At 62.2% G+C, this 14637-nt stretch carries 13 protein-coding genes; 12 read left to right on the forward strand and 1 reads right to left on the reverse strand.

Annotated elements, in window-relative coordinates; all coding sequences use genetic code 11:
- Positions 1-3305 (reverse strand): fused isobutyryl-CoA mutase/GTPase IcmF (icmF, locus tag VLU25_10065; protein HSR68275.1); only part of this gene is annotated, 3305 nt, incomplete at its 3' end.
- Positions 3306-3522: 217 nt separating this feature from the next.
- On the opposite strand from icmF, the gene VLU25_10070 reads away from it, so the two are divergent.
- The 12 genes from VLU25_10070 (at position 3523) to VLU25_10125 (ending at position 14570) form a co-directional block, all read left to right on the forward strand.
- Entirely contained in the window at positions 3523-4761 is a 1239-nt protein-coding gene (locus VLU25_10070) for an ABC transporter permease (GenBank protein HSR68276.1), read from the forward strand.
- A gap of 10 nt (positions 4762-4771) precedes the next feature.
- Positions 4772-6010 carry an ABC transporter permease gene (locus VLU25_10075; protein ID HSR68277.1) on the forward strand — a complete coding sequence of 413 codons (1239 nt, stop codon included), beginning with the start codon at positions 4772-4774 and terminating at the stop codon, positions 6008-6010.
- A gap of 84 nt (positions 6011-6094) precedes the next feature.
- Positions 6095-7234, forward strand: coding sequence for an acyl-CoA dehydrogenase family protein (locus tag VLU25_10080; protein HSR68278.1), 1140 nt, complete (start codon positions 6095-6097; stop codon positions 7232-7234).
- A gap of 32 nt (positions 7235-7266) precedes the next feature.
- Complete coding sequence (gene meaB, locus VLU25_10085) at positions 7267-8256, forward strand: methylmalonyl Co-A mutase-associated GTPase MeaB (GenBank protein ID HSR68279.1); 990 nt, start codon at positions 7267-7269, stop codon at positions 8254-8256.
- On the forward strand, positions 8249-8665 hold the full coding sequence (gene mce / locus VLU25_10090; GenBank protein ID HSR68280.1) for a methylmalonyl-CoA epimerase: 417 nt from the start codon (positions 8249-8251) through the stop codon (positions 8663-8665). Before meaB ends, mce begins: the two co-directional genes overlap by 8 nt.
- The gene (locus VLU25_10095) at positions 8665-9510 is read left to right on the forward strand and encodes an MBL fold metallo-hydrolase (protein ID HSR68281.1); all 846 of its coding nucleotides are present in this window, start codon (positions 8665-8667) and stop codon (positions 9508-9510) included. Before mce ends, VLU25_10095 begins: the two co-directional genes overlap by 1 nt.
- 36 nt (positions 9511-9546) lie before the next feature.
- On the forward strand, positions 9547-10407 hold the full coding sequence (gene mtnP / locus VLU25_10100) for an S-methyl-5'-thioadenosine phosphorylase (protein HSR68282.1): 861 nt from the start codon (positions 9547-9549) through the stop codon (positions 10405-10407).
- 12 nt (positions 10408-10419) lie between these two features.
- Positions 10420-11364, forward strand: a complete 945-nt coding sequence (locus VLU25_10105; GenBank protein ID HSR68283.1) for a PfkB family carbohydrate kinase — start codon at positions 10420-10422, stop codon at positions 11362-11364.
- Positions 11365-11595: 231 nt separating this feature from the next.
- Positions 11596-12105, forward strand: coding sequence for a DinB family protein (locus tag VLU25_10110; GenBank protein HSR68284.1), 510 nt, complete (start codon positions 11596-11598; stop codon positions 12103-12105).
- Between the two features lie 107 nt (positions 12106-12212).
- Positions 12213-12581, forward strand: coding sequence for a metalloregulator ArsR/SmtB family transcription factor (locus VLU25_10115; GenBank protein HSR68285.1), 369 nt, complete (start codon positions 12213-12215; stop codon positions 12579-12581).
- A gap of 13 nt (positions 12582-12594) precedes the next feature.
- On the forward strand, positions 12595-12867 hold the full coding sequence (locus VLU25_10120; protein HSR68286.1) for a DUF4212 domain-containing protein: 273 nt from the start codon (positions 12595-12597) through the stop codon (positions 12865-12867).
- The gene (locus VLU25_10125; GenBank protein HSR68287.1) at positions 12864-14570 is read left to right on the forward strand and encodes a sodium:solute symporter family protein; all 1707 of its coding nucleotides are present in this window, start codon (positions 12864-12866) and stop codon (positions 14568-14570) included. Before VLU25_10120 ends, VLU25_10125 begins: the two co-directional genes overlap by 4 nt.
- Positions 14571-14637: the final 67 nt, after the last annotated feature.

Raw genomic sequence — 14637 nt, forward strand, 5'->3', positions numbered from 1 at the left:
ACTTCGTAGAGGGCGTGGGTGATTTGTCCCAGGCTGCAGTACTGGCAGGCCCGCATCAGTTCCTGGAAGATGTTGCCGCCGCTGAGGGCCGTCTCCTTCAATGAACGCAAGGCGTCGGATGCCTGCTCGCGATTGCGCTCCTGGAACTCGCGCAGGCGGCGGATGCACTCCTCCTTCTCTTCTTGAGTGGCGCGCGTCAGCTCGACCTCTTTTTCCTCCGAACTTTCTTCGGGCTCTTTGGCCAGAAAGGTATTGACTCCGACGATGGGCAGTCGGCCGGAATGCTTGAGCTGCTCGTATTTGAGGGAATCGTCCTGGATCTGTCCCCGCTGGTACTGCAGCTCCATGGCGCCCAACACGCCTCCCCGCTCGGTCAGGCGGTCGAACTCCTCGAGCACTTCTTCTTCAACCAGATCGGTCAGCTCCTCGATGATGAAGCTGCCCTGGGTGGCGTTTTCGCACTTGGTGAGGCCGAACTCGCGGTTGATGATCAACTGGATGGCCATGGCCCGGCGCACCGATTCCTGGGTGGGAGTGGTAATGGCCTCGTCGTAGGCGTTGGTATGCAGGCTTTGGGCGTTGTCGTAGATGGCCAGCAGGGCTTGCAGGGTGGTGCGGATGTCGTTGAACTCGATCTCCTGGGCATGCAGGCTGCGCCCGCTGGTCTGGATGTGGTACTTGAGCTTCTGGCTGCGCTCGTTTCCGTTGTAGAGGCGCTTCATGGCCACCGACCAGACGCGCCTGGCCACCCGGCCGATGACGCTGTATTCGGCGTCCATCCCGTTGCTGAAGAAGAAGCTCAAGTTGGGGGCGAAGGCGTCGATGTCCATGCCCCGCGAGAGGTAGTACTCGACGTAGGTGAATCCGTTGGCCAGGGTATAGGCCAACTGGTGGATGGGATTGGCTCCCGCCTCGGCGATGTGGTAGCCGCTGATGGAGACGCTGTAGAAGTTGCGCACCTTGTGGTCGATGAAGTACTGCTGGACGTCGCCCATCATGCGCAGGGCGAACTCGGTGGAGAAAATGCAGGTGTTCTGTCCCTGGTCCTCCTTGAGGATGTCGGCCTGTACCGTTCCCCTCACCTGGGAAAGGGTTTTCTCGTGTACTTGACGATACTCTTCGTCGCTCAGCAGCGCCCGCGTTTCTTGCCAGGTGGCGCCGCGCTCGGCGTCGGGCTGCAAGCATTCCTCGGGTCCGATGTCAAGGCGTCCCTGGCTGCGCAGGAAGAGCCGGCACTGCTGACGCACCGCCGCGGTCATGAAAAAGGCCAGGATGGTGGGAGCGGGACCGTTGATGGTCATCGACACCGAGGTCTTGGGATCGCACAGGTCGAAGCCGGCGTAGAGCCGCTCGGCCTCTTCTACCGTGAAGACGCTCACTCCGCTCTCGCCGATCTTGCCATAGATGTCGGGACGCCGGTCGGGCTCTTCGCCGTAGAGGGTGATGGAGTCGAAGGCCGTCGAGAGCCTCTTGGCGGGCTGCTCGTCGGCCAGCAGGTGGAAGCGCCGGTTGGTGCGTTCGGCGGGACCTTCACCCGCGAACATCCGGGTGGGGTCTTCGGCCTTGCGCTTGAAGGGAAAGACACCGGCGGTGTAGGGAAACTCGCCGGCCACGTTCTCGCTCAGGCGCCAGAAGAGGCGGTCGCCCAGTCCCCGAAAGCGCGGCATGGACACCTTGGGCACCTTGTTGTCTGAAAGCGTGGTGTGGAAGTTCTCGACCCTCACCTCGCGTCCCCGCACGTGGTAGACGAACTCCTCGCGCCGGTAGCGCTCGCTCCAGTCGTCCCATTCCTCGAGCAGGCTGCGGCAACCTTCATCGAGGCGCTGCAACTGGCGGTTGAAGGCCTCCATCAGGTCGGACTGGGCCGCTGTGGCGTCTTCGATGTCCTGGGACGTGTAAGGCTGCAAGCGGGGCTTTTCGGGTCCTCCCAGCAAGGCCACCGAATGGGCCAGGGCCTGCAGGTCGGCCGCCACTTCGGATTGCCGGCGGGCCCACTGCCGGTAGTCGCGGCAGCTTTTCGAAATCTCGCTCAGGTAGCGCTCGCGCTCGGCCGGGATGACGTGCTGGGAGGTGTCCGTTTGGCGTCTTTCATCGGCTTCGTAACGGCTTTCCCAGCCCAAATCGAAACGCTCGTTGAGGGCCTTGACCAGGTGGGCGTAGAGTGCGTTGACGCCCTCATCGTTGAAGTGGGCGGCGCTGGTTCCGAAAACCGGCAGCGCAGCGGGATCGACGTCAAAGAGCCGACGATTGCGCTGCACCTGCTTGCGCACCTCGCGCAAAGCGTCGGCGCTTCCCCGGCGGGTGAACTTGTTGATGACCACGAAATCGGCGTAGTCCAGCATCTCGATCTTTTCCAACTGGGTGGGAGCGCCGAATTCGGCCGTCATCACGTAGAGGGAAAGGTCGCTGATCTGGGCAATGGCGCTGTCGCCTTGGCCGATGCCCGCCGTTTCCAGCAGCACCAGGTCGAATCCCGCCTGCGAGACTTCCTCAAGCACCGGCTGAATGGCTTGGGACAGCTCGCCGCGGGCGCCCCGGGTGGCCAGCGAACGCATATAGACACGCGGGTTCTTGAGGCTGTTGAAACGGATGCGGTCGCCCAGCAGCGCTCCGCCGGTACGCCTGCGGGTGGGATCGACCGACAGCACGGCGACTCGCTTGTCTTTAAAGTCGCTGAGGAAACGGCGTACCAGTTCGTCGGTGAGACTGCTCTTGCCGGCGCCGCCTGTTCCGGTCAGCCCGATCACGGGGGCCTTGCCTTCAGCCTGGGCCTCCTGCCTGGAAGCGGCCGGCTCCAACTCGACCGCCGTGATGCGGCGTGCCAGCGGCTGGTAGAAGCCGTTGTTCTCGGGTTTGAAGTCGCGGGTATCGAAATCGCATCCCTTCAGCACCTCGTTGATCATGCCTTGCAGCCCCAACCGGCGTCCGTCCTCGGGCGAGAAGATGCGTTGGATGCCGGCTTCCTGCAGTCGGCGGATCTCAGAGGGCACGATGACGCCCCCGCCCCCGCCGTAAATGCGCACGTGCTGAGCGCCCTTTTCATCCAGCATGCGGCGAAGGTACTTGAAGTACTCCATATGACCGCCCTGGTAGCTGGTGATGGCCACTCCCTGGGCGTCTTCCTGGATGGCGGCGTTGACGATCTCCTCGACGCTGCGGTTGTGCCCCAGGTGGATGACCTCGGCTCCGCTGGCCTGCATGAGGCGGCGCATCACGTTGATGGCGGCGTCATGGCCGTCGAAAAGGGCTGCGGCGGTCACGATGCGCACGGGATTCTCGGGCTGGTAAACGTCGTTCTCGGGCATCGGTTGCTCACTCCTAAGCCTTTCATTTTAGCGTCTTTGCCCGCTTTGCGGCAATGCGGCCCGCACCTCCTGGCCGAGTTCGCAATCGCTGCCGTCAATGTTACTATCTGCTTGAACGCCCTTATTTTCGCGATCTTCAATCGAATGCCGGCGGGGCGCCGACCGTAGGCAATGGGCGAGTCCGGGTTGCAGGCCCGGAGGGCGAGGATCAAGAGGGATGGAACACCGCAGCAGCCTCAGTTATGAAATGGTCCGGCTGGCGCTGGACTCCATTTGGGCCCACAAGTTGAGAGCTTTTCTGACCTTGTTGGGAGTGATCATAGGGGTCAGCTCGGTGGTGGTGGTGGGCGCGGGCATCGAAGGGGCCGAACAATATGTGGTCGACTCCGTATCAGGCGCCTTAGGCGGGAATACCTTCACCCTCAACCGCATCGCGCCCAACCTCAGCCAGGAGGAGGTGCGCCGCGCCCAGCGCCGCAATCCCCGCCTTACGCTGGACGACTACGAGTTTGTGCGCCGCCGCTGCCCCGCCTGCAGCGAGATGGCCGCCTACCTGACCAGCGTCCAGACGATCACCCGGGGAAACCTGGAACAGCCCGGCGTGACCATCTACGGCACGACATCAAATTCGATCCTGGTCTCCACTTTCGAGGTTGCAGAAGGGCGCTTCCTCAGCCCTGACGACGTGCGGCGCTCGCGTTACGTAACGGTCATCGGGCCCGACATCGTCGAGCAGCTTTTCCCCAACCTCGACCCACTCGGCCAAACCGTCAAGATGACAGGCTACAACCTGAGGGTGGTGGGAGTCTTGGAGGAGCAAGGCTCGACCTTCGGTCAGTCCCTGGACAACCAGATTTATGTGCCCATCTCCACTTTCCAGAAGATGTACGGTACTCGCCGCAGCATCAGCATCCGCGGCAGCTCCCGTGCCGGGCTCTTTCAGGAGGCCATGGACCAGGTGCGCGTGGCCATGCGCGTGCGCCACAAACTGGGGCCCGGCGAGGCCGACGACTTCGGGCTGCTCTCCACTGAAGAGATCAACCAGATCATTCAGGATGTGGGCGGCTTCGTGCAGTTGGCCGTGGCACCCATCACCCTGATCGCGCTGCTGGTAGGCGGAATCGTGGTCATGAACATCATGCTGGTTTCGGTCACCGAGCGGACCTTCGAAATCGGGCTGCGCAAATCGCTGGGCGCCCGCAAACGCGACATCTTGCTGCAATTTTTGGTGGAGTCCATCTTCCTGGGCAGTCTGGGAGGCATGGTGGGCATGCTGCTGGCTTGGGGAGTCACCTCTCTGATCGAGTTGCTGGCCGGGTTCCCCATGGAGATCAGCCCGATTTACGTGGTTTCCTCTTTGGCGGTGTCGGCGGGAATCGGCCTCCTGGCAGGGCTCTACCCGGCCTTCAAAGCGGCCAGGATGGATCCCATTATGGCCTTGTCGGCTGATCGATGAGGATAGGCCAATGACGGTGCATCAGTATTTCGAAAACATCCGCATGGGGCTGGAGAACCTTCGCGCCTACAAGCTGCGCAGTTCGCTGACGGTGCTGGGTGTGGTCCTGGGAGTGGGTGTGGTGATCGTGGTGGCGTCCATCCTCACAGGACTTCGCTACCAGGTGCTTTCCCAGGTGGAGCAATTCGGAACCGACAACATCTACGTCATTCAGTTCGCCGTCGGCGTGCAGGTGGGGCGCCGCGCGCAGGAGAGGCTGAACGACCCCATGGAGGTTTCCTACGTCGACGCGCTTAAAGAGCAGTCGCAGCACATACGCGACGTGGCCTACCAGTCCTTTGGCGCCGACCCCGTCGTCAAGACGCGCTCCAGGGAGTTCCACAGCGCCAATTTCGGCGGAGTTTCTCCCAACTTGGCCGAGACCACGACTCTGCTTTTGAACCGAGGCCGCTTTATCAGCGAGGTGGACGAGCAAGGCCGCCGCCCGGTAGCGGTGATCGGGCCCGCAGTGGTGGAAGCGCTCTATCCCCGAGAGAGCGATGTCCTGGGGAAGACGATCCGCATCCAGGGGCAGGAGTTCTTCATCGTAGGCATTCTCGACAAGGGCAAGGAGGGGCTGGACGGCTCCAGCAGACTGGACAGCTCGGTCTTCATTCCCTACCGCACCTTCAAGAAGCTCTATCCGCGCAACGAGTTCCTGCAGATCGTGGTGCGGGCCCGCCCCAACCAACTGGCGGAGGCCCATGACGAGACCGAGGAGATCCTGCGCCGTCTGCGGGGGCTGAAGGCCGGCGACGACAACAACTTCTCCCTGGTCACTTACGACACCGTTGTGGAGATCTATGACCAACTGACCTATGCCCTGACCCTGCTCACCCTTGGCGTGGCGGGAGTGGCGTTGCTGGTGGGGGGTATCGGGGTCATGAACATCATGCTGGTTTCGGTTACCGAACGGACGCGGGAAATCGGCGTGCGCAAAGCGCTGGGCGCCCGGCGGGCCGATATCGTCTTCCAGTTTCTCTTCGAGGCCATGACGCTGACCGTGGTGGGCGGTTTGGTGGGAGTGATCGTCGCCGTCCCTTTAGGATTCCTATTGGTGCTGGCGCTTTTCAGCGTAACCAGCTTCGTGCCCATGTGGGCCCTGGCCACGGCCCTGGGCGTTTCGGCAGCAGTAGGCTTGATTTTCGGTGTTTTTCCGGCCTTTAAGGCAGCTTTGCTCGACCCTATCGAGTGCTTGCGCTACGAATGAGCCTCGCCCCTGCAGCGGGGCCTTGGCCCGCTCTTGCATTGCCTCGCGGGGTGTCTAATGCCTTGCTTCTGATAAGATATCGCGGTGAATTACGAAGACACCCAAGAACAACAAATCCTGCGCGAAACCGTCCGCGATTTCGCCCGGGCCGAGATCGGGCCCCACTCCCTGGAATGGGACGAAAAGCAGATCTTCCCCCTCGATACCATGAAGCAATTGGGCGAGATGGGACTGCTGGGCGTCCTGGTCGATTCCCAATATGGCGGCGCCGGCATGGGCTATCCCGAATACGTCATCGTCATCGAGGAGATCGCCCGTGTCGACGGATCGATCGCTCTTTCGGTGGCCGCTCATAATTCCCTCTGCACGGGCCACATCGTCCTCGAGGGCAACCGGCAGCAGAAGGAAAAATACCTGCCCAAGCTGGCTTCGGGGGAGCATCTGGGGGCCTGGGCCCTGACCGAGCCCGGCTCGGGCAGCGACGCGGCCGGATGCCGCACCCGGGCCGAGAAAGCCGAAGGGGGCTGGGTTCTCAACGGCTCCAAGAACTTCTGCACTCACGCCACTTACGCCGACATCTACGTGATTATGGCCGTCACCGCCCCCGACCAGGGGACTCACGGCATCTCGGCCTTCATCGTGGAAGGCGGCAACGAGGGCCTGATTCCGGCCAAGAAGGAAAACAAGCTGGGCTGCCGCTCTTCAGATACGGCCAGCCTCAACCTGGACGACTGCTTCGTCCCCGATGAAGCCCTGCTGGGTCCGCTCCACGAAGGGTTCGTTTCGGCGCTCAAAGTGCTGGACGGCGGACGCATTTCCATCGCTTCGATGGCGCTGGGCATCGCTCAAGGTGCGCTGGAATGCAGCATCAAATACGCTCAGGAGCGGGAGCAGTTCGATCGGCCCATCGCCAAGTTTCAGGGAATCCAGTGGTACCTTGCCGAGATGGCCACCCGCATCGAGGCGGCCCGCCTGCTGACCTACAACGCCGCCCGCCTCAAGCAGGAAAAAGGGGCCTGTCCCAAGGAATCCTCGATGGCCAAACTGTACGCCAGCGAAACCTCCACCTGGGCCGCTGACAAGGCCATCCAGATTCACGGAGGTTACGGCTACATCAAGGACTACCCGCCCGAGAAGTACTGGCGCGATGCCAAGTTGACCACCATCGGCGAAGGCACCAGCGAAATCCAGCGCTTGGTGATCGCGCGGGAATTGCTCAAGTGAAGGACGCCCAGGGCAAGGTTGAAGGTGGGAGCATGACCGCTGAGGACGCCTTTGAAGAGGCCGCCATCGAGGGGCAGGTGGAGCGCATCCTGAGCGCCGACCCGCGCACCTTGGCCCGCACCTTGAGTCAGGTCGAGAACCGTCCCGGACCCGCCACCACCGAGTTGATGCGCCGTTTGTATCCCCATGGTGGCAAGGCCTTCATCGTAGGCGTCACCGGTTCGCCCGGGGCGGGAAAGAGCACCTTGGTGGACGGCCTGGCCCAGCTCTACCGCGAGCAGGGCCTCAAAGTCGCTATCCTGGCCGTGGATCCCACCTCCCCTTTCAGCGGAGGCGCCATTCTGGGCGACCGGGTGCGCATGCAGCGGCTTTCCCGCGACTCCGGAGTCTTCATCCGCAGCATGGCCACCCGAGGACGCATGGGGGGGCTCTCTTCGGCCGTCCAGGAAGCGCTCATGGTTCTTGACGCCGCCGCCTTTGATATCCTCATCGTGGAGACGGTGGGGGTGGGGCAGGACGAAGTCGACGTCGCCAAGGCCGCCCATGCCACATTGGTCGTCCTGGTTCCCGGCATGGGCGACGGCATCCAGGCCGTCAAGGCCGGCATCATGGAAATCGCCGACGTCTTCGCCATCAACAAGGCGGACCGCGACGAGGCGGGCAAGACGGAAGCCGAACTGAAGGCCCTCTTGCAGATGAGCGAACGCCCCGACGGCTGGACGCCGCTTATCGTCAAGACGGTGGCCACCAGCGGTTCCGGCTTGACGGAGTTGGTCCAGGCTCTGAAGAGCTACCGCAGTCATCTGCAGTCGCGCCAGGAGCCTTCGCCGCGTACTCATCATCTCTACCGGGAGCGGCTGCTCGAAATGCTGCGCGACCGGCTCTTGCAGGGGGCCTTGAAGAACATCCCGCCGCAGCGCCTGGATGAATCGGCGCGGGAATGGATGCAGAGAAAGTCCGATCCGTATACCATTCTGGATCGCCTGCTGGCGTCCGCGACGGAGGAGCACGAACATGATTAAGAAGATCGCCCATGTCGGTATCGCCACCGAGTCCATCGGAGTGGTTGCGGAGTTCTACAAGCTGCTGGGACTGGAGATGGACGCCGTCGAAGTGGTCAGGGACCAGAACGTCAAGGTGGCCATGCTCAAGGTGGGCGAGTCGGCGGTGGAACTGATCGAGCCGCTGGGCGAAGAATCTGCCGTGGCCCGGTTCATCAACAAGCGGGGCGAAGGCATCCATCACCTCACCTTCGAGGTAGGAGACATCGCTGAGGCGCTGGCCAAGCTCAAGGAAAACAACATCCGCCTGGTGGACGAGCAACCCCGCGAGGGAGCCGAAGGCAGCCTTATCGCCTTTATCCATCCCGATTCCACCGGAGGAGTGCTGATCGAACTCTGTCAGAGCCAGCCCTCGGGCGAGGAGTCTTGATGCGTTGGGGAGACCTCAATCTGGAGTTGGTCTCCGACGGCTGCCTGTGGCTGGACGGCGGAGCCATGTTCGGGGTGGTTCCCAAGCCTCTATGGAGCCGCCTCACCCCCAGCGACGAGTCCAACCGCATTCGCCTGGGCATGAATTGCCTGCTGGTTCAGTCGGGCGACGTCAACCTGCTCATCGACAGCGGCTGCGGAAACCTCTTCAGCGACAAGGAAAAGAAGATCTACCGCATCGAGCATGAAAAACGCCTGCAGGAGCAACTGCGGACTCAGGCTGGGCTGGGACCCGAGGAAATCGACATCGTCGTCAATACCCACCTTCACTTCGATCACGCCGGGGGCAACACGCGTCGAGATAAAGACGGGACGCTGCGGCCCGCCTTTCCCAACGCCCGCTACCTGGTGCAGGAGCGCGAGCTGCACGACGCCGGGCACCCTACCGAGCGCAACAAGGCCAGCTACAATCCCGATCACTGGCGGCCTCTTCAGCAGAGCGGCCAGTTGCAGACCGTGAAAGGCGAGCTCGAAGTGATTCCCGGCCTGACCCTGATACCCACGCCCGGACATACGCTGGGGCACCAGTCGGTGCTCATCTCCTCGGGGGGGCGAAAGCTTTTCTACATCGCCGACTTGTGCCCCACCCAGACCCACGTCCCGCTGCCCTGGATCATGGGCTACGACCTCTATCCCCTCACCACCCTCGATTCGCGCAAAAAGATCTATCCTCGAGCGCTTGAAGAAGAGTGGGTGGTCTTTTTCGAGCACGACCACGACCGTCCCACCGGTCGCCTCACCTACAACAAGGGCCGCTACGGTGTAGAGAAACTCGACCTGTTCTGAAGGGCGGCACACCCCATAGAAGAGACGGAGATCACCATGCAAGCAGAAATCGGAATCATCGGCGGAAGCGGACTCTACGACATGGAGGGCCTGGAGGAAAAGGGGGAGGCCCGACTCGAGACGCCCTTCGGCCGTCCCAGCGACGCCTACATCCTGGGAGAGCTGGAAGGCCGCAAGGTGGCCTTCCTGGCCCGCCATGGACGGGGACATGTGCTGACTCCCAGCGAACTCAACTTCCGCGCCAATATCTACGGATTCAAGAAGCTGGGCGTGAGCAAGATCCTCTCGGCCAGCGCCGTGGGTTCGCTGAGAGCCGAGCACAAGCCCATGGACTTTCTGCTGCCCGACCAGTTCATCGACCGTACCCGCCTGCGCGCCTCGACCTTCTTCGGCGAAGGCGTTGTGGCGCATATCAGCTTCGCCGATCCGCTCTGCGATTCCTTGGCCTTGGAGGTCCAGGCGGCCTCGGGCGACATCGGACTGCCGCTCCATCGCGGCGGCACCTACGTGTGCATGGAAGGACCCGCCTTCTCGACGCGCGCCGAATCGCACCTCTACCGCAGTTGGGGCGCTTCGGTCATCGGGATGACCAACCTGCAGGAAGCCAAGCTGGCCCGCGAGGCCGAGATCTGCTACCTGACCATCGCCATGGTCACCGACTACGACTGCTGGCACCAGGACCACGACGCCGTCACCGTTGAGGACATCATCCGCTATCTGACCCAAAACAGCGAAAACGCCCAGAAGTTGATCAAGGCCGCCGTCAAGCGTATCGACCCCCGGGCCGACTGCTCCTGCCGCCATGCTCTCAAGGACGCCATCATCACCTCTCCCGACAAGATCAGCGAGAAAGCCAGGAAGCGCCTCAGCTTGATCATCGGCGACTACATCGAATAAACTCCGCCCCTTATGCCGGAAATACTCGCAGTCGGATCCGTCGCTTACGACTCTGTCGAGACCCCGTTCGGCAAAGTCGAGCGGGCTTTGGGAGGTTCAGCCACCTACTTCAGCGTCTCGGCCAGCTTCTTCACCAAGGTCTTCCTGGTGGGATGTGTAGGGAAGGACTTCGAGAAGGAGCATATCGAGATGCTGGAGTCCAAGGACATCGACCTGGAGGGGCTGCAGGTAGTGGAGGGCGAAACCTTTTTCTGGGCCGGCAAGTACGGATATGACCTCAACGAGGCTCATACCCTGGACACCCAGCTCAACGTCTTCGCCGATTTCCATCCCGAGATTCCAGAGGCTTACCGCGACGCCCAGTACGTTTTCCTGGGCAACATCGATCCCGTGCTGCAGCGCGAGGTGCTCTCTCAGGTCAGGAATCCCAAACTGGTGGCCTGCGACACCATGAACTACTGGATCAACGATCATCTCGACTCCTTGCGCCAGACCATCGCCCAGATCGACGTCCTTCTCATCAACGACGCCGAAACCCGCCAGTTGGCCAACGAGTCCAACATCGTGCGGGCGGCGCGCCGCATCCTCGACTGGGGCCCCCATACGCTGGTCATCAAGCGGGGGGAGTACGGAGTCCTCATGTTCCGGCGCGACAGTCAAGCCCGCGACCAGGACAACGGCGTTTCGGCCTTCGCCGTTCCCGGCTATCCGCTGGAGGAGATTTTCGACCCCACCGGAGCCGGGGACAGCTTCGCCGGCGGTTTCATGGGCTACCTGGCGGGCAGCGACCGAGCCGACACCGCCGCCCTTCGCCAGGCCATCATCTTCGGTTCGGTGATGGCCAGCTTCAACGTGGAACGCTTCTCCCTGGAGCGCCTCAAGGAACTCACCTTCACCGAAGTCGGCCTGCGCTACAAAGAGTTCCGCCGCCTCACTCACTTCGAAGACGTGGATTGATCTGACTCGCGGCGCAGCGAGCGGACGGGGTCGATGCGGGTGGCGTGCAGAGCCGGGATCAGACAGGCCAGCAGAGCCGTGGCCAAAAGCGTCCCCGCGCGCGGGCCTCAAGTTCACGCTGAAGATCAGGCTCTGGCCGCGGTTCATCCGAATGTCACTCGCATGCTAGCATGAGGGAAGTTCTCACAGGCAGGTGAACCAGCGCTTTGAAACGCGGCCGGGAACCTCATCATGGATCTTGAACTCCCAGAAGCCATCCTGCAAAGCTGGCGAACCGGCAGCCGGGCCACCCGCTTTCTGGTGGAGGAGTTGAATGACGAGGTATGGGGGGAGAAGCTGCCGGGCATGCCCCGGCGCACCATCCGCATGATCTGCGGGCACATTCACAACTGCCGCTGCATGTACGTCAACGGCCTGGGCAAGCCGTTGGGCCTGCCGCTTCCCGACAAGGTCAGCCGCTACCGCGTGGAGCGGGAGGAATTGATAGCGGCGCTGGACGAGAGTGCGGCTGCGGTGTCCGCTCTCATCCGGGCCATTCTCGAGGACGGCGGGTTGCTGAGGCGCTCCGGCATGTTCCACTTGGCTCCCGACGTGGCTCATTTTGCCGCCTACCTGATCGCCCACGAAGCTCACCACCGCGGCCAGATCGTGATGCTGTGCCGGCAGATGGGCCATCGTCTGCCAGGCAACGTCACCAACGGCCTCTGGCAATGGGCGAAGTTCTCCAAAGAAGAGGACTGACCCTGGATGCAGTTGGCTCCTTATTCCAGGCGCAGCGCCTGTGCCGGATACTGCGAAAAATCGTGTGAGGCTTGACAAGAGGCTGTCCGACACGGATACTTCGCTAGATGGTGAAACATAGTGAGCCGCTAAACTTGACCTTCTCAGCGCTCGCCGATCCGACGCGCCGGGCTATCTTGGCTCGCCTGGTGGACGGGCAGAGGACGGTGGGAGACTTGAAAGAGCCCTTCGAGCTGTCACCGTCAGGATTCTCCAAACACCTGCGGGTCTTGGAGAATGCGGGACTGCTGCGCCAGCACAAGAGGGGACGCCAGCGCTATTGCGAAGCCGTAATCGAACCTCTTTGGATGTTTTGCAGAAAACTGAACAGAGGGGGGTTTGCAAAGGTTCAATGGAAGGCTGTGGATTGTCGAACCGCTCTTGTCGCCCGGAGGAAATCCCGCTACCCTTGGTCGGACTTTTTCGGGCTGCTTTGAGGGGAGGAAGCGGATGTCGGCCAACTCGCACGAAGGCTACTGGAAGGCCAATCTCAAGTACTTGACCTTGCTGCTCAGCATTTGGCTGGCCGTTTCGGCTGGGCTGAGCATCGTCTTCGCCGACTGGCTCGACCAGTTCCGAGTGGGCGGATTCAAGCTGGGCTTCTGGTTCTCCCAGCAGGGATCGATTGTGGTCTTCGTCATCCTGATCTTCGTCTACGTGCGGCTGATGAACCGGCTGGACCGGCAATATGACGTGGACGACCGTCAGGAGGGCGGGGGATGAACGTCCAAGCCTGGACATTCGTCCTCGTGGGTCTGTCCTTCGCCCTCTACATCGCGGTTGCCATCTGGTCCAAGGCCCGCTCCACCAGCGACTTCTACGTGGCCGGCAACCGGGTTCCTTCGGTGGTCAACGGCATGGCCACGGCGGCCGACTGGATGTCGGCGGCTTCTTTCATCTCCATGGCCGGGGTCATCTCCTTCATGGGACGCGACGGCTCGGTCTACCTGATGGGCTGGACGGGCGGCTACGTGCTGCTGGCCCTGCTGCTGGCGCCCTACTTGCGTAAATTCGGTCAGTACACGGTGCCCGACTTCGTGGGAGACCGTTACTATTCCCAGATGGCCCGGGTAGTGGCGGTCATCTGCGCCATCTTCATCTCCTTCACCTACGTGGCCGGCCAGATGCGCGGGGTGGGAATCGTCTTCTCGCGCTTCCTGGATATCGACGTCAGCTACGGCGTGGCGGTGGGCATGGGCATCGTCTTCTTCTACGCCGTGCTGGGAGGCATGAAGGGCATCACCTATACCCAGGTCGCCCAGTATTGCGTCCTCATCTTCGCCTACCTGGTCCCGGCCATTTTCATCTCCCTTCTCATGACCGGCACGGCCATTCCCCAACTGGGATTCGGCGGCACCCTGGCTGACGGGTCGGGAACCTACCTGCTCGATCGGCTGGACGGGCTGGGCCAGGAACTCGGCTTCGCCGCCTACACTTCAGGGCAGAAAGGCACCCTGGACGTCCTCTTCATCACCCTGGCCCTGATGATAGGGACCGCCGGATTGCCTCATGTCATCGTGCGCTTCTACACCGTGGCCCGGGTCTCGGCGGCCCGCAGTTCGGCGGGTTGGGCACTGGTCTTCATCGCCCTCCTCTACACGGCGGCTCCGGCGGTGGCGGCCTTCGCCCGCACCAACCTGCTGGAAACCATACCCAACACCCGCTATGAGGACGTGCCTCATTGGTTCAAGAAGTGGGAGACCACCGGGCTCATCACATTCAACGATCACAACGGCGACGGCGTGATCCAGTATGTGGGGCCGGACTCGCCACTCGAGAACGAACTGACCATCGACCGCGACATCATGGTGCTGGCCAATCCCGAGATCGCCCGGCTTCCCGACTGGGTGGCTGGACTGGTGGCGGCGGGCGGACTGGCGGCGGCCCTTTCCACCGCCGCCGGACTGCTGCTGGTGCTTTCGGCCTCGGTCTCTCACGATCTGCTCAAGAAATGGCTGCGTCCCGGCATCAGCGAAAAGGGAGAGTTGCGGGCGGCCCGGATTACGGCGGGACTGGCCGTCTGCGTGGCCGGCTACTTCGGCATTCGTCCTCCCGGATTCGTGGCCGAGGTGGTGGCCTTCGCCTTCGGACTGGCGGCCGCTTCGTTCTTTCCGGTGCTGGTGTTGGGCATCTTCTCCAAGCGGGTCAACAAGCAGGGCGCCATTCCCGGAATGCTGACCGGTCTGGCTTTCACGGCGGGCTATATCGTCTACTTCAAGTTCGCTTATCCCCAGTTGAACTCTGCGGAGAACTGGTTTCTGGGCATCTCGCCGGAAGGAATCGGCACCATCGGCATGATGATCAATTTCGTGGTCACCCTTACGATTTCCCGTCTCACTCCCCCGCCCCCGCCCCAGGTGCAGGAAATGGTGGAAGCCATCCGCGTCCCCCGGGGCGCGGGCGAAGCCCACGAAATCTCGGGCTGAAGCAATCCCTTCAAAGTCGCTGCAGGGTGACTCGGATCACCTGCGCTCGGCTGCAGGGAGCTTAGAC

Source organism: Acidobacteriota bacterium (assembly GCA_035471785.1).
In the GTDB taxonomy this organism is placed as follows: domain Bacteria; phylum Acidobacteriota; class UBA6911; order RPQK01; family DATIPO01; genus JANQFM01.

Bases quoted from the DNA above. Each gene is read 5' to 3' on its own strand.
- VLU25_10120 (HSR68286.1), top strand. From the start codon at position 12,595: ATGTCGGCCAACTCGCACGAAGGCTACTGGAAGGCCAATCTCAAGTAC.
- VLU25_10105 (HSR68283.1), top strand. From the start codon at position 10,420: ATGCCGGAAATACTCGCAGTCGGATCCGTCGCTTACGACTCTGTCGAG.
- VLU25_10070 (HSR68276.1), top strand. From the start codon at position 3,523: ATGGAACACCGCAGCAGCCTCAGTTATGAAATGGTCCGGCTGGCGCTG.
- VLU25_10115 (HSR68285.1), top strand. From the start codon at position 12,213: ATGGTGAAACATAGTGAGCCGCTAAACTTGACCTTCTCAGCGCTCGCC.
- VLU25_10075 (HSR68277.1), top strand. From the start codon at position 4,772: ATGACGGTGCATCAGTATTTCGAAAACATCCGCATGGGGCTGGAGAAC.
- mce (HSR68280.1), top strand. From the start codon at position 8,249: ATGATTAAGAAGATCGCCCATGTCGGTATCGCCACCGAGTCCATCGGA.
- VLU25_10095 (HSR68281.1), top strand. From the start codon at position 8,665: ATGCGTTGGGGAGACCTCAATCTGGAGTTGGTCTCCGACGGCTGCCTG.
- mtnP (HSR68282.1), top strand. From the start codon at position 9,547: ATGCAAGCAGAAATCGGAATCATCGGCGGAAGCGGACTCTACGACATG.
- meaB (HSR68279.1), top strand. From the start codon at position 7,267: ATGACCGCTGAGGACGCCTTTGAAGAGGCCGCCATCGAGGGGCAGGTG.
- VLU25_10125 (HSR68287.1), top strand. From the start codon at position 12,864: ATGAACGTCCAAGCCTGGACATTCGTCCTCGTGGGTCTGTCCTTCGCC.
- VLU25_10110 (HSR68284.1), top strand. From the start codon at position 11,596: ATGGATCTTGAACTCCCAGAAGCCATCCTGCAAAGCTGGCGAACCGGC.